At 44.9% G+C, this 22,035-nt stretch carries 19 protein-coding genes; 9 read left to right on the forward strand and 10 right to left on the reverse strand.

The window, feature by feature from the left end; all coding sequences use genetic code 11:
- The first annotated feature begins 24 nt into the window (after window positions 1-24).
- Window positions 25-684: a hypothetical protein gene (locus tag Y697_RS09060; protein WP_259462418.1), complete on the forward strand. Its 660-nt coding sequence runs from the start codon at window positions 25-27 to the stop codon at window positions 682-684.
- Here the strand turns inward: Y697_RS09060 and xpt are convergent.
- The gene (gene xpt, locus Y697_RS09065; protein ID WP_121551310.1) at window positions 681-1,286 is read right to left on the reverse strand and encodes a xanthine phosphoribosyltransferase; all 606 of its coding nucleotides are present in this window, start codon (window positions 1,284-1,286) and stop codon (window positions 681-683) included. The two genes, Y697_RS09060 and xpt, sit on opposite strands and share 4 nt — an antisense overlap.
- Before the next feature lie 62 nt (window positions 1,287-1,348).
- Here xpt and Y697_RS14715 point away from each other — a divergent pair, with 62 nt between their 5' ends.
- Both Y697_RS14715 and Y697_RS09075 read left to right on the forward strand, forming a co-directional pair.
- On the forward strand, window positions 1,349-1,492 hold the full coding sequence (locus tag Y697_RS14715; RefSeq protein WP_183083769.1) for a hypothetical protein: 144 nt from the start codon (window positions 1,349-1,351) through the stop codon (window positions 1,490-1,492).
- Between the two features lie 65 nt (window positions 1,493-1,557).
- Window positions 1,558-2,079 carry a hypothetical protein gene (locus tag Y697_RS09075; protein ID WP_121551312.1) on the forward strand — a complete coding sequence of 174 codons (522 nt, stop codon included), beginning with the start codon at window positions 1,558-1,560 and terminating at the stop codon, window positions 2,077-2,079.
- A 28-nt stretch (window positions 2,080-2,107) separates the two neighbouring features.
- On the opposite strand, the gene Y697_RS09080 is transcribed toward Y697_RS09075, so the two are convergent.
- On the reverse strand, window positions 2,108-2,233 hold the full coding sequence (locus Y697_RS09080) for a desulfoferrodoxin FeS4 iron-binding domain-containing protein (protein WP_121551313.1): 126 nt from the start codon (window positions 2,231-2,233) through the stop codon (window positions 2,108-2,110).
- Between the two features lie 73 nt (window positions 2,234-2,306).
- Between Y697_RS09080 and Y697_RS09085 the strand changes: the two genes are divergently transcribed.
- Complete coding sequence (locus Y697_RS09085; RefSeq protein ID WP_121551314.1) at window positions 2,307-2,741, forward strand: hypothetical protein; 435 nt, start codon at window positions 2,307-2,309, stop codon at window positions 2,739-2,741.
- On the opposite strand, the gene Y697_RS09090 is transcribed toward Y697_RS09085, so the two are convergent.
- From Y697_RS09090 to Y697_RS09120, 6 genes are all read right to left on the reverse strand, one after another.
- On the reverse strand, window positions 2,742-3,695 hold the full coding sequence (locus Y697_RS09090) for a D-glycerate dehydrogenase (protein ID WP_121551315.1): 954 nt from the start codon (window positions 3,693-3,695) through the stop codon (window positions 2,742-2,744).
- 56 nt (window positions 3,696-3,751) lie between these two features.
- Complete coding sequence (locus tag Y697_RS09095; protein ID WP_121551316.1) at window positions 3,752-6,145, reverse strand: ATP-dependent Clp protease ATP-binding subunit; 2,394 nt, start codon at window positions 6,143-6,145, stop codon at window positions 3,752-3,754.
- Between the two features lie 57 nt (window positions 6,146-6,202).
- Complete coding sequence (locus tag Y697_RS09100; protein ID WP_121551317.1) at window positions 6,203-6,652, reverse strand: Hsp20/alpha crystallin family protein; 450 nt, start codon at window positions 6,650-6,652, stop codon at window positions 6,203-6,205.
- Window positions 6,653-6,689: 37 nt separating this feature from the next.
- Window positions 6,690-8,534 carry a molecular chaperone DnaK gene (gene dnaK, locus Y697_RS09105; RefSeq protein WP_121551318.1) on the reverse strand — a complete coding sequence of 615 codons (1,845 nt, stop codon included), beginning with the start codon at window positions 8,532-8,534 and terminating at the stop codon, window positions 6,690-6,692.
- 276 nt (window positions 8,535-8,810) lie between these two features.
- On the reverse strand, window positions 8,811-10,010 hold the full coding sequence (locus Y697_RS09115) for a threonine synthase (RefSeq protein WP_121551320.1): 1,200 nt from the start codon (window positions 10,008-10,010) through the stop codon (window positions 8,811-8,813).
- Window positions 10,011-10,023: 13 nt separating this feature from the next.
- On the reverse strand, window positions 10,024-10,872 hold the full coding sequence (locus Y697_RS09120) for a GNAT family N-acetyltransferase (protein ID WP_147433195.1): 849 nt from the start codon (window positions 10,870-10,872) through the stop codon (window positions 10,024-10,026).
- A 79-nt stretch (window positions 10,873-10,951) separates the two neighbouring features.
- On the opposite strand from Y697_RS09120, the gene Y697_RS09125 reads away from it, so the two are divergent.
- The 5 genes from Y697_RS09125 to Y697_RS09145 all read left to right on the forward strand — a co-directional run bounded on the left by Y697_RS09125 (window position 10,952) and on the right by Y697_RS09145 (window position 18,251).
- Window positions 10,952-11,179 (forward strand): hypothetical protein, encoded by a 228-nt coding sequence (locus tag Y697_RS09125; RefSeq protein ID WP_121551322.1) that lies wholly within the window; start codon window positions 10,952-10,954, stop codon window positions 11,177-11,179.
- Complete coding sequence (locus Y697_RS09130) at window positions 11,172-12,422, forward strand: M24 family metallopeptidase (RefSeq protein WP_121551323.1); 1,251 nt, start codon at window positions 11,172-11,174, stop codon at window positions 12,420-12,422. Before Y697_RS09125 ends, Y697_RS09130 begins: the two co-directional genes overlap by 8 nt.
- Window positions 12,423-12,434: 12 nt before the next feature.
- A complete protein-coding gene (locus Y697_RS09135) occupies window positions 12,435-13,109 on the forward strand; it encodes a protease inhibitor I42 family protein (protein ID WP_121551324.1) in 675 nt (224 codons plus the stop codon).
- Between the two features lie 58 nt (window positions 13,110-13,167).
- Window positions 13,168-14,925, forward strand: coding sequence for a diguanylate cyclase (locus tag Y697_RS09140; protein ID WP_259462480.1), 1,758 nt, complete (start codon window positions 13,168-13,170; stop codon window positions 14,923-14,925).
- Window positions 14,926-15,161: 236 nt separating this feature from the next.
- Window positions 15,162-18,251 carry a S8 family peptidase gene (locus Y697_RS09145; protein ID WP_121551326.1) on the forward strand — a complete coding sequence of 1,030 codons (3,090 nt, stop codon included), beginning with the start codon at window positions 15,162-15,164 and terminating at the stop codon, window positions 18,249-18,251.
- A gap of 501 nt (window positions 18,252-18,752) precedes the next feature.
- Here Y697_RS09145 and Y697_RS09150 read toward each other — a convergent pair.
- Together Y697_RS09150 and Y697_RS09155 are read right to left on the reverse strand one after the other, a co-directional pair.
- The gene (locus tag Y697_RS09150) at window positions 18,753-20,861 is read right to left on the reverse strand and encodes a VIT domain-containing protein (protein ID WP_121551327.1); all 2,109 of its coding nucleotides are present in this window, start codon (window positions 20,859-20,861) and stop codon (window positions 18,753-18,755) included.
- 199 nt (window positions 20,862-21,060) lie between these two features.
- Complete coding sequence (locus tag Y697_RS09155) at window positions 21,061-22,023, reverse strand: ABC transporter substrate-binding protein (protein ID WP_006487888.1); 963 nt, start codon at window positions 22,021-22,023, stop codon at window positions 21,061-21,063.
- Window positions 22,024-22,035: the final 12 nt, after the last annotated feature.

The raw sequence follows: 22,035 nt of genomic DNA on the forward strand, positions 1-22,035 counted from the left end.
CGAATATGCCTAATACTCCTCCTTTTGTCAATTACAGCGTTTTCTTCCGCGAAATTTGAGCTCAAGGTTGAAAGCGGTGTTTCAATGCCATGGAACGGCTCTCTTGAAATAGGAGGTTCGGAAAGCACAGAGCTTCTTGAGAGAAATAGCTTCCGTGCATACTTTGTGCCGACTGTGGGATATAGGTTTTCTCAAGAACATTTGATTGAGTTCAGCCTATCTCACTTCACTGTAAACAGCTCGTTTGAAGCAACAGGCACGGAAGTTCCCTTTAGATATGAATCTGCGTTCAGGCAGGATGCTATTTCACTTACTTACCGTTACATTCTGCCTGACCTGGATCGTTTCTCTCTTCAACTGGGTGTTCAGGGAAGGCTATCATTTAAGCGGATCACTCTTTCGGGTTCAAGAGAATACGATCACAAGCTGACGGATTTCTCTTTTGGGCCCGCGGCCGATATTAACCTTAAGATGAACGATCGGGTCTTCGTCGGTCTGGAGATATCGACGGGACTTGGAAAAGGGAATGGATTCGTTGATATTTTCGCAGGACTTCACTTCGTAGGTCCGTTCTACTACATTAGAGTTGGTTCCAGATACTGGTCTGTCACGAATTCTTTCGACAAAAATCGACTGTCTCTTTCTTTTGTAAATTTTGGTGCTCAGTTTAGCTCCAGCTTTTAGATTTCATTTTCCACAAAGGAAAGCGGGTCGAGTGAAGAGATCTTGACTATTCCAAGAATCGGAACGCCGAACTTTTCAAGTAATGACCGACCCTCTTCAAAGGTCTTTTCAATTAGTGCTGCAAAGCCTACAAGAGAAGCTCCTGTCTTGTTCGAAAGTCTTGCCAGAGCCTCTATTGTTTTACCGCTTGCAAGAAAGTCATCAACAATGATTACTCTGTCCTCACTTCCCAGATAATCCAGAGAGATGTTCAGTTCGACGATCCCGCCTTTAGTGTGTGAAGGGGCGGATTCGCTCAAATATCTTTGCATTGTTATCGGTCTCCTTTTTCTCGCGAATACCAGCTGAGCTCCCAGGCTGATGGCAGCCATTAAGGCGGGAGCAATTCCCGAACTCTCAGCAGTCAAAACCTTTGTCACTCCGCAGCTTCCGAAATAGTCGGCAATCAATTCACCTGCGCTCTTCATAAGCAGAGGGTCAATCTGATGATTCAAAAAGGAATCCACCTTTAGTATACCGTTATCCATAACTGTACCTCTGTTCTTAACGGCTTCTTCGAGGGAGGAGAGAATCTCTTTTCTGGAAAGAATTAGTTCACCCATTGATCAACCTCCAGCAACTATATGGTACTATGATCAACTATTTCTATATCCGTTTCTTGAAGATGAAATTCCTTTTGTGTAAGATATATTCAGTTGACAATCAGAAAAGAGTGGCCAACGTTGGAAGGTTCTGGAAACTGAAGAAAACATGGGATCTCATTTCCGATACTTCAGGAAACAGTGGCGGTGAGACATTTGTTTGTTAAGGTTTTCACAGCCGTACAATGAAATGTATAATAGAGCGTGCAGAATTAATGTAGGAGGTGGTCTAGTGAAGAGGAAGATAGCGGTAATACTGATTTCGTTCTTGATCGTTGCCACAGCTTCTTTTGGAAGTTACTTCAATGCCAACAACGTTGGAGGCTCAGTAATCTATTTTCCATTCCTTTTCGGAATGTTCTCAGTGAATGGGTACTACAGAATGGGTTTCGAAGTCTTCAATGCTTCTCGAACCGGGAATTTGAGTTTCACTCCTACTATGCTATACGTTGGTCCTACTCTCTCATATTCCGGTGCGCTCGGACAGATCTCCGGTCTAGAAGCGGGACTTGATGCTCGAATCCTTACAGGGGTTGAGAATCTCTCCTTTAACCTGTTTGGCAGAAGATTCATGCTTGCGCTTGGGTTGAGAGGGCAGGCCATGTACTCTTTCTTCAAGCCAACCGAGAAATTCAAGACGAGGCTCTCTCCGGAGATTAGCTTCATTGATGTAACCAGGATGACAGATAGGTTTAAGTTTTCCTTGTTCTTCTGGCCAATTCCAGTACTTCTTGGATTCGATATGTATTTCTAAAGGAAAAGCCCCGTTAAGGGGGCTTTTCTTATTTTTGTACGAGCTTCATAGGCTCACCACAGCAGACCAACTCTCCGCCGCCTGCTTCCTTAACTTCAACCACATTTCCACATATCTCACATCTGTAAACCTCACCAATGTTCTTAACCTTCATGATTCCACTCTCCTTTTTTGAAATGAAAACCTTGTTGTCTAATCCACAGTCAAATCACTTGGAGGTGCAGACAATGGAAAGAGTATTTTTCGCAGTTCTTTTCACCTTGTTTATTGTAGCCGCTGCAAACGCGCTTTATCAGCAGCCTCAAGCCACTTTCACTAACAACATGCAAAACGGAACCCTTGTCTATGGTGATAGTGCAATGCTAAGCTGGGACATCGTTGTCAGGAATAACAATGTTGCACTGAGCAACATTGATATATGGATTTCTAACAAAGATTCTGGGGCAAGAGTCGGTCTAAAATCATCTCCGTTCATTGAACCTGTCAGCTACAATCTCTACCTTGGGACATCTCCGACTCCTCAACTTTACGGGACAACGAGTTCAAATAGCTTCTTCATTGATAGGCTCTCACCTGACACAGTCTATTACTGGCAGATCGTGGCAATTGACAGCACAGGAAATAAATATCATGGTCCTATATGGTATTTTGAAACGAGATGATCATACCACTGGGTTTGGAGGTTCCTTTCCTTCGAGAACAGCGGCCACATTTCGTCCTACCATTATTGCCATCTCAGTTCTTGCTTCCTTCGTGGCAGATCCAATATGCGGAAGAAGAACTACGTTGCCGAGATCAATCAACTCCTGAGGTACTTCAGGTTCCTCTTCGTAAACATCAAGACCTGCAGCGGCTAATCTGCCACTCCTGAGAGACTCTATCAGAGCAGCCTCATTTACAATAGGTCCCCTTGCCGTATTTATCAGAACAGCTCCGGTTTTTATCATAGAGAGTCTCTTTTCGTTTAACAAGTGATATGTCTCTCTTGTCAGTGGGACATGAAGAGATATGAAATCAGAGCTTCTTAGCAACTCTTCAAGGCTTAAGTACCTTACGTTAAACTTCTCTTCCTCACTCGGCAGCAGTGGTTTCCTGTTGCAATATGCAATATTCATTCCAAATGCCTTTGCTCTTTCTGCAACCGCCTTTCCGATTCTTCCGAGGCCAATTATTCCCAAAGTCTTTCCAGAAAGAGAGGGACCGGTGAACAAATCCGGTTTCCACCCAACAAATCTGTGTTCTCTGACAAACCTGTCAGCTTCCACAATTCTTCTGCTGACGGCCAGCATTAATGACAACGTCAAGTCCGCCGTGGCATCGGTGAGTACTTCAGGTGTGTTCGTTACTCGTATTCCTCTCTTACGGGCTTCGTCGATGTCGATGTTGTTGTATCCGACAGCGTAATTTGCTATTACCTTAAGTTTTGGAAGTGATTCGAAAACCTCAGCGTCAATCTTATCTGATAGCAACGTCACAAGTCCTGCCGCATCTTTAGCTTTCTGAATAATCTCCTCTTTTTGAAGGAACCTATCCTCCGTGTTCACTTCAACATCGAACCTCTTTAGTAGAAGCATACCTTCATCAGGGATCTTGTAAGTGAAGAAGATTTTGTCCATTAAGCACCTCCTACGAAAATGATAACATCATTGCCGACAACGAGGATCGGAAGAAGCTACCTCTCTGATCCTTTTTCGGCTCTTATTAAAATTTCCGAGTTATCTGAATCAATTATCACTTTCATTCCTTCCTCCAGAGATCCGTCGATTATCATATCGGCAATCGGACCCTCTACGGATTTCTCAATCAACCTTCGAACCGGTCTGGCACCGTATTCCCTGTCATAACCTTCTTTTGCTAGATACCCAAGTGCTTCCTGGCTGATTTCGACAGAGATTCTCTGTTCTGAAAGCCTTCTCTCCATTTCCGATATCCTCATTTTGACGATACCTTCCATAGCTCTGCCATCTAGAGGTCGGAAAAGCACAACGGAATCCAATCTGTTAATGAATTCAGGTCTAAAAGCGCTACGCAGACCTTCTTCCACAACTGCATGAACTTGCTCCTTATCCGCTATTGTAGCTATTTGTTCCGAGGCTACATTGCTGGTCATGATTACAATTGTGTTTGAAAATGATACTGTCTTTCCCTTTCCATCAGTGAGGCGTCCATCATCCATTATTTGGAGCAGCACATTATGTACTTCTTTATGTGCCTTTTCAACCTCATCGAGAAGTATGACTGAGTAAGGCCTCCTCCTAACTGCTTCGGTTAGTTGACCTCCTTCTTCGTATCCAACATAGCCGGGAGGTGCACCGATAAGCCTGGAGACGGCGTGTTTCTCCATGTATTCTGACATATCGATCCTGATCATCGCATCTTCGCTGCCGAAAAGGATGAAGGCGAGGCTCTTAGCAAGCTCAGTTTTTCCGACTCCGGTCGGTCCCACAAACAAGAAGGAACCCCACGGTCGGTGAGGAGCATTTAATCCAGCTCTAGCGCGTCTTATTGTTTGAGAGACAGTTTTTACTGCCTCTTCCTGGTCCATGAATCTCTCATGGATTATTGACTCAAGATCGCGAAGCTTTTCACGCTCGGATTGAAGCATCTTTCCGGCTGGAATTCCCGTCCACTGTTCAACTATAGAAGCTACCACAGCAGGCGTCACGGCCTTTCCAAACGACTCATCAGATTCCCATTTCCTTTTCTCTTCCTGAAAGTCTTCATTCTTTCTCTCAGCCTCCATCTTCAGCTCTGCAGCAGCCTGATACTCTCCCTTTTCAGCAAGTGAGGTTATCTGAGAGTCTAGATCCTTGATCTGGCGATCAAGAAGTCTTAGCTTTTCAGGCATGTAACCCGTTCGAAGTCTCACAAATGAAGCCGCTTCGTCAACAAGATCTATTGCTTTGTCTGGAAGATAACGGTCTGTTATGTACTTTACGCTAAGGTCGACGGCTGTCCTTAGAGCATCATCTTCGATTTTTATTTCGTGATGCTTCTCGTAAGTGGATTTCAGTCCTTCCAGAATTTCATAGGTTTCCTCAGGGGTCGGTTGATCGACCATTACTGGCTGGAAACGTCTTTCAAGAGCTCTGTCCTTCTCTATATACTTTCTGTATTCATCAAGAGTGGTTGCACCGATACATTGCAGTTCGCCTCTGGCAAGAGCCGGCTTCAAGAGATTAGCTGCATCCATTGATCCTTCGGCTGAGCCGGCTCCTACAACGCTATGGATCTCATCGATGAACAGGATCACTTCACCAGAGAGCCTTCTCACTGAATCGATGATGTCCTTCATTCTCTCTTCAAATTCTCCTCTGAATTTCGTTCCGGCGACCAATCTACCCATATCCAGAGCCAGAACGCTCTTGTCATTCAAGTATTCGGGGATGTCGCCACTCACAATACGTTGAGCCAAACCTTCTACAATTGCAGTTTTCCCAACTCCTGGTTCTCCAACGAGAGCGGGATTGTTCTTGGTTTTTCTCCCAACAATCTGTATTACCCTTCTGACTTCATCCTCTCTACCTATAACGGGCATAAGCTTGCCTTCCTTTGCAAGCTGAGTAAGGTCGATTGTGAACTTCTTCAAGGAAGAAAGATTCTCATCCTCTTCTGCGCCGCTTTTTGTTCGGCCTTTGAGAATCAACGTATATATGTTATCCAGATTGATGCCGTATTTAGCCAGGAGTCTGCTCGCAACAGCAGAGGTCTCCCGTACCATAGCCAGAAGTATGTGCTCGGTTCCAGTTTTCGAATCATGCATTCTTCTCGCTTCACTTCGGGCATTCTCAAGGATGTGCCTGGCCTCCGGGGTAATATATATCTGGTTTGTCGACTCGCGGCTACTTCCGTAACGACCGATGACTTCTTCAACATCTTTCTTCAGAGAGTCTATGCTGATATTCTTCTCGTTCAGTATTTCGATGGCGATATTATCCCCGTCCTCGAGCATGGAAAGAAGAATGTGCTCCGATGCAAGTTGATTCTGCCTGTATCTCATCAGGATGTCTTGAACATCCATGAGGATTTTCTTTGCCTTCTCGGTGTACTCTTCATAGTTGATCATCATTACACCTCCAAAAAAAGGGCGCCCGAAAGCGCCCTCTTAGTTTCTCTCCAAACGTTAATCGATCTTCACTTGAATAGCTTCTTTCTTAACTTCTTCTTTTTTAGGAAGCTCGAGTTTTAGGACACCGTCTTCGTATTTCGCCTTGACATCATCACTATTAACGTACTCAGGAAGCCTAAATATTCTCTGGAATGCTCCGCTATATCTCTCGTAGCGGTGGTAGTCTCTTTCCTTTTCCTCTCTTTCAAGCTTCTTCTCGCCTTTGATTGAGAGAACATCTTCTTCTACCTTGATTTCGAGTTCATCCTTCTTGATTCCAGGGATGTCCATTTCGATAAAAACTGAGTTGTCCCTTTCGTAGATGTCAACTTCAGGACTAAACATCGATGATTCTCTCGACTGGCTGTTCAGCCCTTTGAAGGCATCGTTAAAGAGTCTGTCCATCTCTCTTTGAATCTCCTCAAAAGGTCTGAAAAGATCGCTCCCTCTTCTGATTGCCAACATATTAACACCTCCATTCTTTGGATCTCTATGATTTCTATTATTTACTGTCTTCCGGCGGTATATACTCGGTACCACTGTCACTGTCATTATTATCACCTTCCTGTGAAACTCCGTCTGCAGGAGTTTGAGCCTGTGCTTTCTGGTAAACACTCTGTCCAACTCTCATGCTTTCCTTCTGAAGCTGATCAAACAGGAGCTTAACCCTCTGCATGTTGTCTTCGTTTAGTGCGTCCCTTAGGTCTTTCACGAGGCCTTCAAGTTTACCCCTGTCTTCTGATGAAATCTTGTCGCCGCTTTCACTTAGGAGTTTGTCGATGCTATATGCGAGTTGGTCAGCCTGATTTTTCAGCTCAATTTCCTGTTTCCTTTGTTTGTCCTGCTCTTCGTATTTCTTTGCTTCCTCTACTACTCTCTTTATATCGTCTTCCGACATCTTCTGTCTTCCACTGACAACCATTGATTGTTCTCTATTGGTGCCCAGGTCTTTTGCGGAAACATGAACTATGCCGTCGCTGTCTATATCGAAGGTTACTTCGATCTGAGGAATTCCCCTTGGAGCGGGCGCTATTCCTGTCAACTTGAAACTTCCGAGTGACATATTGTCTCGCGCCATAGTTCTTTCTCCCTGATAGACCGCCACTTCGACTTCTGTCTGGCCGTCTGCAGCAGTTGTGAAGACTTTGGATCTCTTCACGGGTACGGTAGAGTTCCTTTCAATTATCGGTTCCATCAAACCGCCCATGACCTCAACTCCAAGGGTCAAAGGTGTGACGTCAACGAGTACCAGATCACTTTCGACACTACCGGAGAGAATTCCGCTTTGCAATGCCGCCCCAATCGCTACGGCTTCGTCGGGATTTATATTCTTGTTTGCATCTTTACCGAAGATCGACTTGATGAAAGTCTGAACCATCGGTATTCTCGTTGAACCTCCAACGAGAAGCACTTCATCAATCTCCTTTGGAGTAAGCTTTGCATCGCTCATCGCTCTTTCTATCTGTTCTCTGGTACCTTCAACAAGATCCTTTATAAGAGACTCCAATGTCGATCTGGTTATCTTCATCTCGAGATGCAATGGCCCATCAGCAGTTGCAGTTATGAAAGGCAGAGAAATCTCCGTTTCAAACTTTGAAGAAAGCTCTATCTTAGCTCTTTCTGCGGCATCCTTCAGTCTCTGGAAAGCCTGCTTGTCTTTTCTAAGATCGACGTTGTTCTTCTTTCTGAAGTCTTCCGCTATATGATCTATCAACCTCTGATCGAAGTCATCTCCACCGAGGTGGTTGTTGCCCGAGGTTGACAAAACCTCGACCACACCGTCTCCTATATCTAGAACGGAAACATCGAAAGTTCCTCCGCCCAAATCGTACACAATGATCTTCTTATCTCCGCGTTTCATGTCGATCCCGTAAGCTACGGCAGCTGCCGTCGGTTCGTTGATAATCCTCTGGACTTCTAGCCCGGCAATAATACCTGCCTCTTTCGTGGCCTGTCTCTGAGCATCGTTAAAGTATGCGGGACAAGTAATAACTGCCTGCGTTATCTTTCCTCCAAGGTAGGCCTCAGCGTCGGTCTTCATCTTCTTCAGAATATAGGCACTGATTTCCTGAGGAGAGTACTCCTTGTCATCAATCTTGACTGTGAAATCAGATCCAATCTTCCTCTTAATTGATCGTACCGTTCTATCAGCGTTCAATATTGTTTGCCTCTTCGCAGGTTCGCCAACAATGATCTCGCCTGTCTTGCTGAATGAAACTATCGAAGGGGTAGTCCTGTTACCTTCTGCATTTGGAATAACCTCGACGTTGCCGTCAGGCTTAACCCATGAAATAACCGAATTTGTAGTTCCAAGGTCGATACCAACTGTGTATTCTTTGCTAGCCATTTAATTCCCTCCTTGACCACCAACTATCCATCTACAGTACTATTATAGGCAAGAGAAATTGAGCTGTCAACAAGAAGAGTTTGTAATTTGATACATGCATAATTCATTACCATAGCCACCTTAAAAAAAATAAATAATACTGCAAATAAATCGTATAGCGTTCTTAGTCCGCGACTGATAAAGGAATTACTTTTTTGGCCAGATGCCATCAGGGGTTTTCCAGCAGCTTGTTTCAACTGCGCCTTCTATTGAAGAACTTCACTTCAAAGGGAATTCTTAGTCAATGAAGTTTTGGTTTCCTTTCAGAATCTCTTCAAGAAATTCAAGAGATGTTGATTCAATAAAGGAAGGATGTTCCTTAAGTATGGCGGGGTATTTGAGACCTGAGCCCGTCAGAACAACGACAACTAAAGCTTTTCTCACATCGATCTCTTCCCGCAGCTTGGAAATGGCTGCATAAGCAACGGCGCTTGCAGGCTGCACGAAGAGCCCGTTGTTTGCAAGGCTTTTTTGGGCTTTCAAGATACTTGATTCATCAATTGCTACAGTTGCTCCACCATTTCTTTTGAGCATTCTCAAGACCGCATTTCCGCTCGGAGGGAAGGGGTTCTCAATTGCATGAGCTATGGTTTTTGGATTATGAAATCTGGTTATTGTGGATGCGCGAGATGAAAAAGCGAGATCAATCGGTGAGCAACCTGCTGCCTGCGCAACTATCATTCGCGGTATACTGACTGACAATTTCGAATCCCTCAACTCTCGGAAGCCCTTTTCAATTCCCCTTACATTGCCTCCAGAGCTAGTGGGAACAATTACAAAGTCCGGAACCCTTTCTCCTAACTGAATAAAAATCTCGAAAGCAATCGTTTTCGATCCTTCAACCCTCATCGGAACGTCGGAATTTGCAAAGTAGATTCCGCTATTCTTTCCGGCTTCTAGAGAATCATAGTAGAGCTGGCCATAATCACCTGTAACCTTGATTATTCTGGAACCATATATCGAAATTGGAGAGACCTTCTCATCTGGAATCGAATCGGAAACAAGGATCGTGGTTTTCAATCCCGCTCTCTTTCCGTAGGCAGCAACTGAAGCTGCCATGTTTCCGGTGGATACAGTTCCAATATGGTTGTAGCCTCTGCGAATCGCATCGAGGACTGCCAGATAGCTTCCCCTATCCTTGAATGACCATGTTGGATTGATAGATTCGTTTTTGGCGTACAGCTCCATCCCTGAAGAGTCCTTGTCATCGAGTCTGGTCAGGGGGGTGAATCCCTCGCCCAAAGAGAGGAAGTTTTTGTCTTCCAATCCAGGAAGGAGATCTGAGAAACTCTCCAAAATACCTGATCGATGGAACTGTATTTTCACAGTCCTTTTCATCTCAATGACTACTTCAAGAGGTTCTCCACATTCGCAGCGAAAACACTCGTCTGAATACTCCTTTCCACAAGCGGTGCATATTAGTCTTGATGATTTCATTGTTTCGCTCCTTTCAAGTGTCTATCTGATAGATACTGTATTCAAGTATTTCTTTGAACCCGAGTTTCCTGGCAATCGAGAGCGAAGGGCTATTCGCCGAGTCGCAATGCCAGTCAACTGTCAGCCCGTTCGATAAGAATTCATTTATACATTCTTTTGAAACAGCCATACCGAACCCCTGATTTCTGGATTCTTCGACTGTCTCCAGACCTACCTCAATTCTATCGGCAGATCTGTACACGCCGATGCACCAACTTAGTATCGTACCTTTCTTGACTACTGCGTAACCACCGCTATTACCTAGGAAGGACTCCTCGTCTTTCCAAAAAGAGTATATCCAGCCCTCAAGCGCCTTGGTATTAGTCAGTCCCATCTCAAGCAATTCTCTGGTTATTCTTCGAGGAGCATTATCATTGTTGCGATTTCCACTTTTCATGTCCTTCGATGAACGCATCTGAAATAGAGATCTTCTTACCTGCCTGGGACCCAAACCGATTAGGATGTTTCCAAGTCTTTCATACATGATTGGAGCTGAATAAAAATTCAGATGAGGAATTCCAAAACCTCTTGCCAGCATCATAAGAGTTTTAGAAAAGAGATCGCGCAAGGGAATGAGCAAATTATCTTCAATCCTGCCTCCAACCAGAACCGAATCACAGCAGTTCCAGATTACATAGATCTTTGGCTCTTCGGGATTATCGACGTACACGATTCCCTTTGTATAAAGTTCTGTTACAGACAAGGACATGAGATTCTGGCCGAGTTCCTCAGCGATAGTCTCAATTCCCTGGAGTTTTTTCGGTTCCATATTATGCAACAGCGCTATCTCCTCCGATTTTGGTTCCTCAATTTTACTCTGCATCTCATTGGCAAAGCAAGAGAGTTGCACTGTTCTTTGTTTTGCACAATATACGTGATAGATTATCTCAGGAGGTGATAAATTGGAAATCAAAGGATTTATTGAGATTGACGGGATTACCTACAGGCTTATTAGTCGTCAGAAGAGCTCATGCAAGAGACTGCGAATTAGAAGCAAAGGTCCGGTAGGTGTTCATCTGGGGACTGAAGAGAGCTTTTTGGAGAAGAATGCGGATTATCTGAAGAAGCTTCTCGAAAGCTCGGAAGTCGATATCCCCATTGGAAAGGATAACGGAGGAGCCGATGAATAGATTTGCGGATCAGTACGGAGAGATAGGTGCCAATATGCCCTCTGAGGAAGAGAGAATAAGTGAACATAACGAAGTTCTGCTTGATAGACTGGATAATATCATGCCAGGTCTTCTTCAAGAAGAGAATTTCGACGCCTGGTTGGTTATCGGAAGGGAAAATAACGAAGATCCCATAATAAGCACGCTTCTTCCCGGCTCGTTCTACGGGGCCAGCAGGATAACAGCGTTTCTCTTGACAGAAGACAAGAGATTCGTGCTATCTCCTTATGGAAGCAAGATGGAAGACTTCTACGAAAGCGCATGGAGAGTCGAAGACGGAGATATTCTCAAGTCTATTGCAACGCTGCTTGAAGATCTGAGAATTGAGAGTCTTGGAATAGACTTCTCGGAAGATTTCGCAGTGGCCGACGGAATAACTCATTCTCTGTTCGAGTCGCTAAGAAATCAGCTAAGCGGTAAAGTGAATCTGGTGAGTGCCGAGAACATCGCAATCAATTGGCTGCAAACCAGAACAGACAGGGAGATTGAGATATACAGGCATCTCGACAGAATTGCGCACATAATAATCTGGAATGCTTTTTCTAGAGAGAATATATCGTCCGGTATGACGACAACTCGAGATGTTGAGTTTCTGCTAAAGCGACTTGCAGTAGATATTGGATTGAAAACATGGTTTGGGCCGGATGTTGACTTTCAAAGGCGCGGTGTGGAGGACCCTAGAAGTACAGGAGTAATAGAGGAGGGAGATCTTCTACACTGTGATTTTGGTTTTGTCTTCAATGGCCTGGCGACAGATACACAGCAAATGTTTTACCTGAAAAGGGAAGGTCAAAGTAGCGTTTTGGAAGAGCTGCAAGATGTCATTTTCAGGACGAACGAGGTTCAGGACATTCTGGCACGAAATTTCATAGAGGGTATCAGCGGTAACGAGCTGTTAAGAATGTCATTGAAGGACGCAGCAGAAAAAGGTCTCGATGCGACGATCTATTCGCATCCTGTTGGTTATCATGGACACGGCGCGGGGCCAATCATAGGACTGTGGAATAATCAGAAAGGGATTAAGGGTACGGGAGATCTTAAAATCAGGGATTCGACTTGCTTTGCCATGGAGTTGAACAACAGAACTCCGGTGGCTTCTTGGAGTGGCCAGTCGGTTTATGGATTCTTGGAGGAGACTGTCGCTTTCAGAGACGGCGAGATTGACTATTTAGATGGAAGACAGAAAGAACTTTTTCTAATATAGGAGGTGGGTATCATGAAGAAATCACTAGTAGCAATTTGTTATATCGCATTGATAATTACTTCTGGGTTTGCATTTGAGCTGAAAGAGTCAGCCAACTCAATGAGTGTAACTGATCTTGCCATACTCGAGGTTCAAGAAAATCCTTCCACGGGTTATCTCTGGCATATTTTCGCAGAGCCTACAGGTGTGCTGAGAAATTTCCTTGAAGAGCACAACACACCCAGTATGATGCCAGGAGCTCCCTCCGTCAAAGGCTGGATAATGACTGCAGCAAAAGAGGGGAAGGCGTTGATCACCTTAAGACTCTTCAGGGAGTGGGAAGGAGATAAGCACTCGATAGACTTCAGGGCATTGACTGTTAATGTAGCTGGTGAGGAAAAAGGCCAGGTTGATTTCAATATTCTGATGAACGAGGTTTCTCCCGGCTCAACCTTCACTGTTACTCTGGAAGAGAATGCTAGCACAGGATACTCATGGCAGTATCAGATTCTTGGAGAGGCTGTCATTGAAATCGATAAGAGAGTCCTGGCCGACGAGAGTGGAAAAGTCGGAGCCCCTTCAAAAGTCACCTGGACTTTCCAGGCGGCAGATGATGGGAATTCGGCAATTGTTTTTAGATATTTTAGATCGTGGGAAGGTGAGAAATCAGCGGTAGATTATAAAGCCTACAATGTCTGTGTGCAATGAACCCTGGTATTTTTCTGCGGCTGTATAATATAACTGAGGTGATCCTTGGTTGACTATTATGGGAGGTAAGCTGCAAGTATATCTGACATCAGTTTTGATAATAGTTGTTTCGGCAGTAGTATTTTCAATGCACTCTTTTCAGCCAGTCAGGCTGCTGGCAGTACTGAGCGAAATGGTCATTATTGGGGTTTCGCTCGTTGCGGCTTACCTTCTCGGGAACAGGGAGCTTCATAGGGGAATACCTCTTGGACTGATTCTGCTGTCACTTTCGACATACTTCGATCTACTTGAAGCGCTTACCGGAATGAATTACTACGAGTTCATTTCCGTGGCTCTCTTAGTCGTGGGTTTTCCAATTCTTCTGGCAAGTTCAATTTATCATATTAGGGAGCGAAAGAGAAGAATCTCCGAATTCAGCGCAGTATTGAGTAACTCGTTGGACGGTATTCTTCTGCTGGATCTATCTGAAAATATTCTTTATCCGAACAAAACCGCTTGTGATCTACTGGGATTCAACGAAGGCCAACTGAAGATGAAGAAGATTTCGGACTTTCTTTCTGAAGAAGGCGCGAAAAAATTCAGAGAAGCAAGATCTGCTCTATTCGCGGGCCAGAATCTATCAGCATTTGAAGTCGAGCTGATTACGTCCGGCGAATCACCGATCGTTGCCGAGATTAGTCTGGTGATTGGAAGGAATGCAAATGAAGATCCTGATTCGATAATACTGACCTTCAAAGACGTAACGCATATTAGAAGAATCGAATCGGCTCTTGTTGAGCAGAACAGATTCCAGAAAGTTCTCAACGAGTTAATTACGGAAGTGCTAGAAAGTGATTTCGATGAGGAGTCCTACAAGTACTTCCTAATGAAGTGCGTTCGTTCTTTTCCCAGAGCCGATGCAGCAGCCTTCTTGCTTAGAGAAGATGACAACCGCTTCCACTTCGTAGCCACCTACAACTATGATTTTGAAGAACTTAAGCCGATCTCTTTTGCTCCAGAGGAGCTCATTCAGAAGAGCAGCGATGAGGTGGTGATCATAAAGGATTACAGCGTCGACTATAAAATGGACAGTGAGCGATTGAAGAGGATCATCAAGGGAGGAAGGTTATTGGAGATCAAGAGCACACTCTCTATTCCAATAAAGATAGATGGCGAGGTCAAGATGTACTTCAATCTCGACAGCCTTAGTTCTGCAAATGCCTTCGATGATGAGGAAATTATGAATACCGCTATGGGATTTGGGAAGGCAATATCGGTTCTTCTCTGGAGAATTAACACGGTAAACGAGCTTAGAAGACAAAGGGAGTTAATGGAAAGACTGTCGATGGAAGATCATCTGACAGGTCTTCCGAATCGCAGGGCCTTCTTCGATTCCGCAATGAGGCAAATTGAGCTCTCAAAACGGAACGGGGAAGAAATGGCTATCCTGTATCTCGATCTCAATGATTTTAAAGGAGTCAATGACACTCTAGGCCATGACTTTGGAGACGCGCTTCTCAAGAGCATTGCAAAACGTCTAACTACGATCTGTCGCAGAAGCGATTTGACTGCAAGAATGGGTGGCGATGAATTCGTTTTCATTTTGCCTTCTACTGGAAGAGAAGGGGCAATAGAGGCAGAAGCAAAGGTGCACGAAGCCTTCGGTGAACCCTTCTCTGTCAAAGGAAGACGCGTGAAATTGACTGCCAGTGTAGGTTTAGCAGTTTATCCAGAAAACGGTAAATCAATAAGAGAATTGCTGATTGTTGCCGATGAAAAGATGTACGAGAATAAAGAGATTCTTTCGAAGAAACTGAAGAAGGCAACGATAGTTTGAAGTACCGTGAGTCAGATGCTCAGCAGTGAAACGCAGCTCTTAATCGCTTTCACTGTAGATCTTCAGTTAGTGATAGTTAACTTTCATAACAAGAGTGGAATTAGCTGCTACTTATTGCCTGATTCATGCTACGATTGTTTGTCAGAGCTAACACATGGCAAAGTTCTTCTTAACTCGAAGCCCTCATGTTCACTGGATCATGCGAAATGTCTTTCTTTCATCGCGAGGAGGTATTTATGAAGACCAAACTGTTTGTTCTTATACTCTTATTTGCAGCACTGATAATTATGCTTACGGGGTGTCCAACCCCTACCAAATTCACATTGACAGTCAGAACTACGCCTGAAAGTGGATTGAGCATTAGTATAGCCGGCGTAAGTTATGATTCGCCTAAAACGGTTACTCTCAATGGAGGTACTTCAACGGATATTGGTGTCACCGCTCTTCAAGAGAAAGATAGATCTGGCCAGGTAACAGGACCGGATACTCGTTTCACTTTCATTCAGTGGAACGACACAATCACAAACAACCCTAGAACGATAACTCTCACCACCAATATGACATACACGGCAGATATGAAGCTCGAATACAAAGTGACCACATCGACCAGTCCTGCAGGGGGAGCCGTTGCTGGGGCCGGTTGGTACACTGCTGGAGCAGTTAAGAGTTTCACCGCGCCTGTAAGAGCCGGTTATACCTTCAGTCACTGGCTTGTAAACGGTACAGATTCGGGTTCCTCGATCACTCTTGGCGTTACAATTAACGAGCCCAAGAATATTGTCGCCGTTTACACTGCTAATCAGGTTCCCTGCAATTTAACTGTTACCACTGCTCCCGATCTTGCGCTGGATATTAGAATTGATGGAACATTGTTCACGTCTCCTAAAGGAATGATAGTGAACAGTGGTGCCACAAAGCAGATCTCTGTTGTAACTCCTCAGCAAAAGGATATATCTCCATGGCTGACAGGAATAGATTCGAGATACGAGTTCAGTAATTGGAATGATGCCAATACTCTGAATCCCAGAAATGTGACAGTCAACTCTGACATCACATACACTGCAAACATGGATACTGAGTATCGCATCACTGTTGATTCCTCACCATCAGAAGTCTCTGGAGTTGCGGATTTTTGGACAGAAGAGGGCACTGAATGGCTGTTCGACTTCAGCGGTGATACTGGTCCTTACAACTTCAGCCATTGGTATGTGAATGGTCAAGATGTTGGAAGTGCACGTCCACTAGAGTTATATGTGGACAAACCATATCATGTTACTGCAGTCTTTGCACAGCAGCAGGCACAATACACTCTTACGGTGACTACATCTCCGGAAAGCGGATTGAACATCAGTATAGGTGGTACTAACTACAATTCACCGAAAACAGTGACTCTAAACAGCGGAACTACAAGTGATATTGGAGTCACCTCTCCTCAAGAAAAGGAGAAGTCGGCTCAGGTAGCAGGAACGGACGCTCGTTTCACTTTTATTCACTGGAGCGACACGGTCACCAGCAACCCGAGAACTATAACCCTCAATTCCGATATGACTTACACAGCAGAGATGAAGGTAGAGTACAAGGTGACCACATCTACAAATCCTGCAGGAGGAACCGTTGAAGGAGCCGGCTGGTACATGGCAGGTACAGTGAAGAATTTCACTGCGCCGGTGAGAACGGGGTACACATTCTCTCACTGGGTAATCAACGGAACAAACCTGGGCGATGATAATCCCATATCGGTGAATATCAACTCGCCGAAAAACATTGTTGCAAACTATACAGCAGAATCTACAACGAAGAACATCTACGGTACCGTTACCCCTTATACCGGTAACATAAAGACCTCGAGTCTTGATGAAACAGAGATACTCTCCAATACAGAAATAAGGACCACGTATGACAAACCGGAATTCATCGAGAATGAATATCTGATGAAGGTAGAATCATTCGAGGAAACAGAGAGATCATTCTCCACCGCCTCTCTTCCCGAGATCCAGATAATTGGCAGGATAGAAGACTACTACGGTGAACTCAAGTACTTACATGTTAAAACAACCGCCAGTGAAAAAGAGTTGAAAGGATTGCCTGGAGTCGTCCGGGTGTCTAGAAACAGCACTTTCTACGCGCTTGAAACGACCCCTAACGACACCTTCTACCCGATTCAATGGAACTATCCCCTGATGAATATGCCTCAGGCCTGGGATTACACTGTCGGTTCAAGAAGCGTAGTTGTTGCGGTGATCGATTCGGGATTCAGCACCAATCATCCAGATCTCGCGGGGATTTTTGAGTCCGGTTATAACTTCATAGACAACAACACGAATGTCTCGGAACCAAACACTTCCGAAGACAGCCACGGTACTCACGTCGTTGGAACAATCGCTGCACTCACAAACAACGGTATCGGAGTATCGGGAGTTACATGGGGAGGATTCGGAATTACCTTGATTCCAATCAGGGGAATCAAAGACGCAGCGGCACTTATGAACAGCATTATCTACGCAGTCGATCATGGAGCGAAGATTATAAACATGAGCCTCGGAGGAGCTTCGGACAGCCCTGCAGTATATGATGCGGTGGGATACGCAGAAAGAAATGGAGTAGTGATAGTTGCTGCGGCGGGAAACAACGGAAATGGAGATATACTTTATCCTGCGCGCTATTCAGAGACTATAGCGGTCGGGGCTGTTTGGGAAGATGAAGGCACGATAACAAGGTCGAGTTACTCCTGTTTTGGTCCTGAACTCGATGTAGTTGCGCCCGGAGGGTACATGCAATCGGGTACTGACCCAAATGGAATCTACAGCACCGGCTGGACTCCTGCAGAAAACACATATATGTACATGCAGGGGACCTCGATGGCCACTCCGCATGTTACAGGCCTTGTGGCTCTTCTCATGGGATCCGGCTTAACTGATCCAGACGATATTAGAAGCGTGTTGCGCAACACCGCGGTCGATCTGGGAACACCGGGCAGAGACGACTACTACGGATGGGGGCTTGTAGATGCAGAAGCAGCACTTGACGCCATAACCTCGCCGCAGGAGTTCAAAGTCTACTTGAGAAATCCCTCTACAAGCTCCAACATTGCTAGCACCAGCCTCTCTGATTCAGGATCGTATCACTTCAGCAATGTGAGCCTTTCTCAAGTGAAGGTATATGCCTGGAGAGACATGGATGAGAGCGGAACGATCAATACCGGAGATCTCCTCGGATACTACAACTATTCCGGAGGCGTTCCTAATCTTGCCAACGCACAGACAATAACCCTCTCCGGCGGCGACAACTGGATTGACTTCCAGTTCGCCCCGATAATTGGAGATTGATCCGGTAAGAATGATGAGTCTTTCAGGCATCTGATTCAGGAGCCTCACAACTAAAATTACTGAATGTGCGAAAGGAATTGAAAAGGAACGCAACCTCTGCGTTCCTTTTCCTCTTTGTTGCAATCTTTCTATCTGTCTTTCGTGACAGACTCGGTTTTTTACGTTACGTTAACCCATAACCTATTGATTCTGAGCTTAAAAAGCCGATAACACAAGTTGAGGAGGCTATGAATTCATTTGACAAAAGAAGGGAGACTCAGTAGCTATGGACGATGTCGTTCACCCTTCATAGAAGAAGAATATCGACATAGCACTTTTTCATCCTCTCGGTTCAATTCTTCGTCTCAGCAGTAATCAAATGACACTTTGTAAGCAATGGCGCTAATACGTACAAAAGACCAATGAGCATTAAGAACTAAAGCCCGATTAAGAGGAACGCAGTTGTCTTAGGTACCCTTTAGCGACATGGTTTTAATCGGGCTTCCTATAAGAGAACAAGGCCTACTTCAGAATTTTGTCCAGCTCTTCAACGCTCTCTATTCCTTCTTCTGAAATTTCGAAAAGGATTCCGTCGAAGATGAATTTGACTTTCTCTCCGAGAGCAAAAACCTTTTCAACCCATTCGCTTCTGTCAGCTAATTCAAAATATGCTTTGCTGTAAGCAACAAGGCTTATCGGTTCAAGTGTATTGACCTTTTCGTCGTCCTGAATCCATGTCTCCTCTTCAAGAGCAAATCCTACGCTGTCAACAAACTTGTAGTCAGAGGCTTCACCTTCGACAAACTGATCTTGTTCCATCTCGGCAACAGACTTTGCAGCCATTACGGCATCTGCAGCGGGGGCTCCGCTAAAACCGCCCCTATCTCCCACAGTAGAGGTCTGTACTCGCTCAGGTGCAATCAGGTAGGAGGTAAACTCGTTGATTATGTTGAATTTCTTCGAAAGAGAAATAATCTCCTGTTTCACTTCTTCTTTTGCTGCTTCCGAGAGAGAGGAATCATACCTGTAGATATTTGCAAGATGGGCGATTCTCTTCTGTGCCCATATCTTTGCGATGAATGGGTTGACAGGATTCTTTGAAACTCTGAATAGATACTCGTATCTGTATCTCTCCGCGCCTCTTGTGCCTTCGACGATTACTTTTAGATCGCCCTCTTCAAAGTAAATGCCGGAGAGTCTTAGAGCCTGTCCTGAGAAGAGAGAGTGCGGCCCAGTCGGAAGAACCTTTACAACCTCCGATCCTTCAATGGCTATACTCACATTTTCCAGAGCCGGCGTCTCGATCGTTCTATATAGATCGGTAACTTTTCCCTCTATGTTTTCGCCTTCGACGATATAACTCACTCTTCCGGCATTTTCCTGGACCAGTCTGTCCAGCAGTTCGGCCACGACGCCTGTTCCTACTCCGAAAGAAAACAGGTGGACATTTCTGGCTCTAGCTTCGGGAGTTGCATCGTTGATTATCTTCCCTGTATCTATAATTCCTTCGGTGGGAGCACCATCTGTGAGAAAGAGGATCACTTTGAATCTTCCCTGGTCGTCTTTGCTGAACATGTCTATGCTCGTTTGAAGAGCATCATAGATATTTGTCATTCCATCTGCCTGAATGCGCCTCACATTCTCTATCCAAACAGCCCTTTCCGATGCATCAAGCAGGCCTCCCGTGAGATTGTGGACATGGCCATCGAAAGTCACAATCGCAAATCGGTCACCGGAGCGAAGCATCTGAAGGACCTGCTCCAGAGCTCTTTTTGCCTGCTCTATCTTCTCTCCGTACATCGAGCCAGAAATGTCGAGAACGAAGACAACATCCTTGGGAATGATTGTTTCTTCTTGCAGTCTGGGAATAATTGTGAGAAGGAAGTATCCTTCATTCATGGCGTTATCCCAATGGGTGGCAAGGGATGAAGGGATCTCGTCTTCCGATGATGTTAGAACTAGGGCCACGTCCGAACCTGGCATGAAATCCTTTGCGTCAAAGATGTAATCTCTGCCCGATGGGCTTATGATCTCTTTGAATGGGTGAGTCGGTGAATAGACCTCTGCAATCTCAAATGGAACCGAAACTCTGATGCTGACGGTTCCTATCGGTGCAGAGAGAAAGCTATCAATCTTTAAGGGATAGACCATCGAATAGGAATTTGAAGAAATCTCAAGTGGTTGACTGTATTGGATCAGGAACTGGCGTTTCTCTCCCGGTTCAAAGGGATATATGCTCATTCGGATCAGTTGAGTTCCAACGTATTCGAGCAATGCCGGGTCCTTCATTTTTGCGACAATTTCCTGATAGATTTCTCGTGCCTGATCGGCTGGCAGCACTTCTCCCTTGAGAACCTGATCTCCAATCTTCATAGTAAAGTCGCTAATCACGGCCGAAGAGGGTATTGGAAAGAGATAAACCGCTTCAAGCAATCTCTTAGATGTGTTCTCAAACTCCTCCTCGATAACCACAGTTGCAATTCCATTTTCGACTTTTATATGAACATTGTGAGTGTTCATAACAAATCCGCCTAGATCCCTTTCAACTGGATATGGCGGAACCACAACTCCGTTTGAAAAGACAGTTGCACTAGCCAAAACGAAAAGAACCATTGCCCCAAAACCCTTCATTCTATCGCCCCCTCTTTTTCCTCAATGGTTATGACATGAGAGAGGGCTACAAAGTTTGGTACATCAATGCGATTCAATATCTGAGAATCCATCAATAGCTTATTATTGGCTCAAAATAGATTTGAAAGTGCTTTTTATCTTCGCCAATAAAAACCCGGAGATCGAAGATCTCCGGGAATCTCTTACTGATCCAAAAAACCTAGAATATTGAATCAGGTTCGTAGTAAAGTTCAGCGTTATCAGCTGTAATCAGTTCGGCAGCGAGGATTATTCTTGAAGGAATCTGCTGTTGATAGAAGCCTTCGAGAGGCTGGCCCCTCATTGCGAATACAGCCATCGAAATACCGGTAGCGATCATAGACGGTGGATATGTAACGTCTGCCTTTACGAGAGGGTCATTGTCGATGATCTTCTTTATCATTTCCTTTGATCCTGCGCCACCAAGGAAGAGCTTAATATCATTTCTTCCAGATTCCCTGTAGGCTTGAAGAACTCCAACAAGAACGTCATCATCCTGCGCCCAAACAGCGTCGATCTTAGGATACTTTTGAAGGTAGTTTTCCATAATTTCAAGTCCACGCGCGGTATCCCAGTAAGCCGGCTGAGAATCCAGGATCTTAATATCAGGATACTTTGCTATTACTTCATTAAACGCATCTACTCTTTCGCTGTTGATTACGCATGGAATACCTTCAAGAACAACTATATCGCCCTTGTAATTTAAAGCCTGTGCTAACCATTCACCAGATACTCTTCCAAGACCGGGATTGTCACCGGCAACATAAACGTTTTCGACAGGCTTGGTGAGGCCTCTGTCAACGGAGACAATAAATACCCCGCTGTTGTAAGCTTTCTCAACTACCGGTGTGAGTGGCTCGGAATCATGAGCAAGAATTACAAGAGCATCGATGCCCTTTACCATGAGGTCTTCAACATCTCCAACCTGTTTCGCGGGAGAATCAGCAGTGACTAGGAAGAACTCAACATCGGGATCCTTCTCGTTCCAGTCTTTTATTGCTCTCTGTGCCCACCATACTATTCCACCTGTCCAGCCGTGATCTGCACTTGGGATGGCGACACCAATCTTAATCTTCTCGGCGGCCACTGCAAAAGCCGAGAGTACAAACACAACAAGAATCATGAGAACTAATGCCTTTTTCACAAAAAACACCTC

Origin of the sequence: Mesotoga sp. BH458_6_3_2_1 (assembly GCF_003664995.1) — a bacterium.
In the GTDB taxonomy this organism is placed as follows: domain Bacteria; phylum Thermotogota; class Thermotogae; order Petrotogales; family Kosmotogaceae; genus Mesotoga.

Bases quoted from the DNA above. Each gene is read 5' to 3' on its own strand.
- dnaK (WP_121551318.1), bottom strand. From the start codon at position 8,534: ATGGCTAGCAAAGAATACACAGTTGGTATCGACCTTGGAACTACAAAT.
- Y697_RS09090 (WP_121551315.1), bottom strand. From the start codon at position 3,695: ATGGACAAAATCTTCTTCACTTACAAGATCCCTGATGAAGGTATGCTT.
- Y697_RS09085 (WP_121551314.1), top strand. From the start codon at position 2,307: ATGGAAAGAGTATTTTTCGCAGTTCTTTTCACCTTGTTTATTGTAGCC.
- Y697_RS09135 (WP_121551324.1), top strand. From the start codon at position 12,435: ATGAAGAAATCACTAGTAGCAATTTGTTATATCGCATTGATAATTACT.
- Y697_RS14715 (WP_183083769.1), top strand. From the start codon at position 1,349: ATGAAATTCCTTTTGTGTAAGATATATTCAGTTGACAATCAGAAAAGA.
- Y697_RS09100 (WP_121551317.1), bottom strand. From the start codon at position 6,652: ATGTTGGCAATCAGAAGAGGGAGCGATCTTTTCAGACCTTTTGAGGAG.
- Y697_RS09130 (WP_121551323.1), top strand. From the start codon at position 11,172: ATGAATAGATTTGCGGATCAGTACGGAGAGATAGGTGCCAATATGCCC.
- xpt (WP_121551310.1), bottom strand. From the start codon at position 1,286: ATGGGTGAACTAATTCTTTCCAGAAAAGAGATTCTCTCCTCCCTCGAA.
- Y697_RS09115 (WP_121551320.1), bottom strand. From the start codon at position 10,010: ATGAAATCATCAAGACTAATATGCACCGCTTGTGGAAAGGAGTATTCA.
- Y697_RS09145 (WP_121551326.1), top strand. From the start codon at position 15,162: ATGAAGACCAAACTGTTTGTTCTTATACTCTTATTTGCAGCACTGATA.
- Y697_RS09095 (WP_121551316.1), bottom strand. From the start codon at position 6,145: ATGATCAACTATGAAGAGTACACCGAGAAGGCAAAGAAAATCCTCATG.
- Y697_RS09080 (WP_121551313.1), bottom strand. From the start codon at position 2,233: ATGAAGGTTAAGAACATTGGTGAGGTTTACAGATGTGAGATATGTGGA.
- Y697_RS09140 (WP_259462480.1), top strand. From the start codon at position 13,168: ATGGGAGGTAAGCTGCAAGTATATCTGACATCAGTTTTGATAATAGTT.
- Y697_RS09150 (WP_121551327.1), bottom strand. From the start codon at position 20,861: ATGAAGGGTTTTGGGGCAATGGTTCTTTTCGTTTTGGCTAGTGCAACT.
- Y697_RS09120 (WP_147433195.1), bottom strand. From the start codon at position 10,872: ATGCAGAGTAAAATTGAGGAACCAAAATCGGAGGAGATAGCGCTGTTG.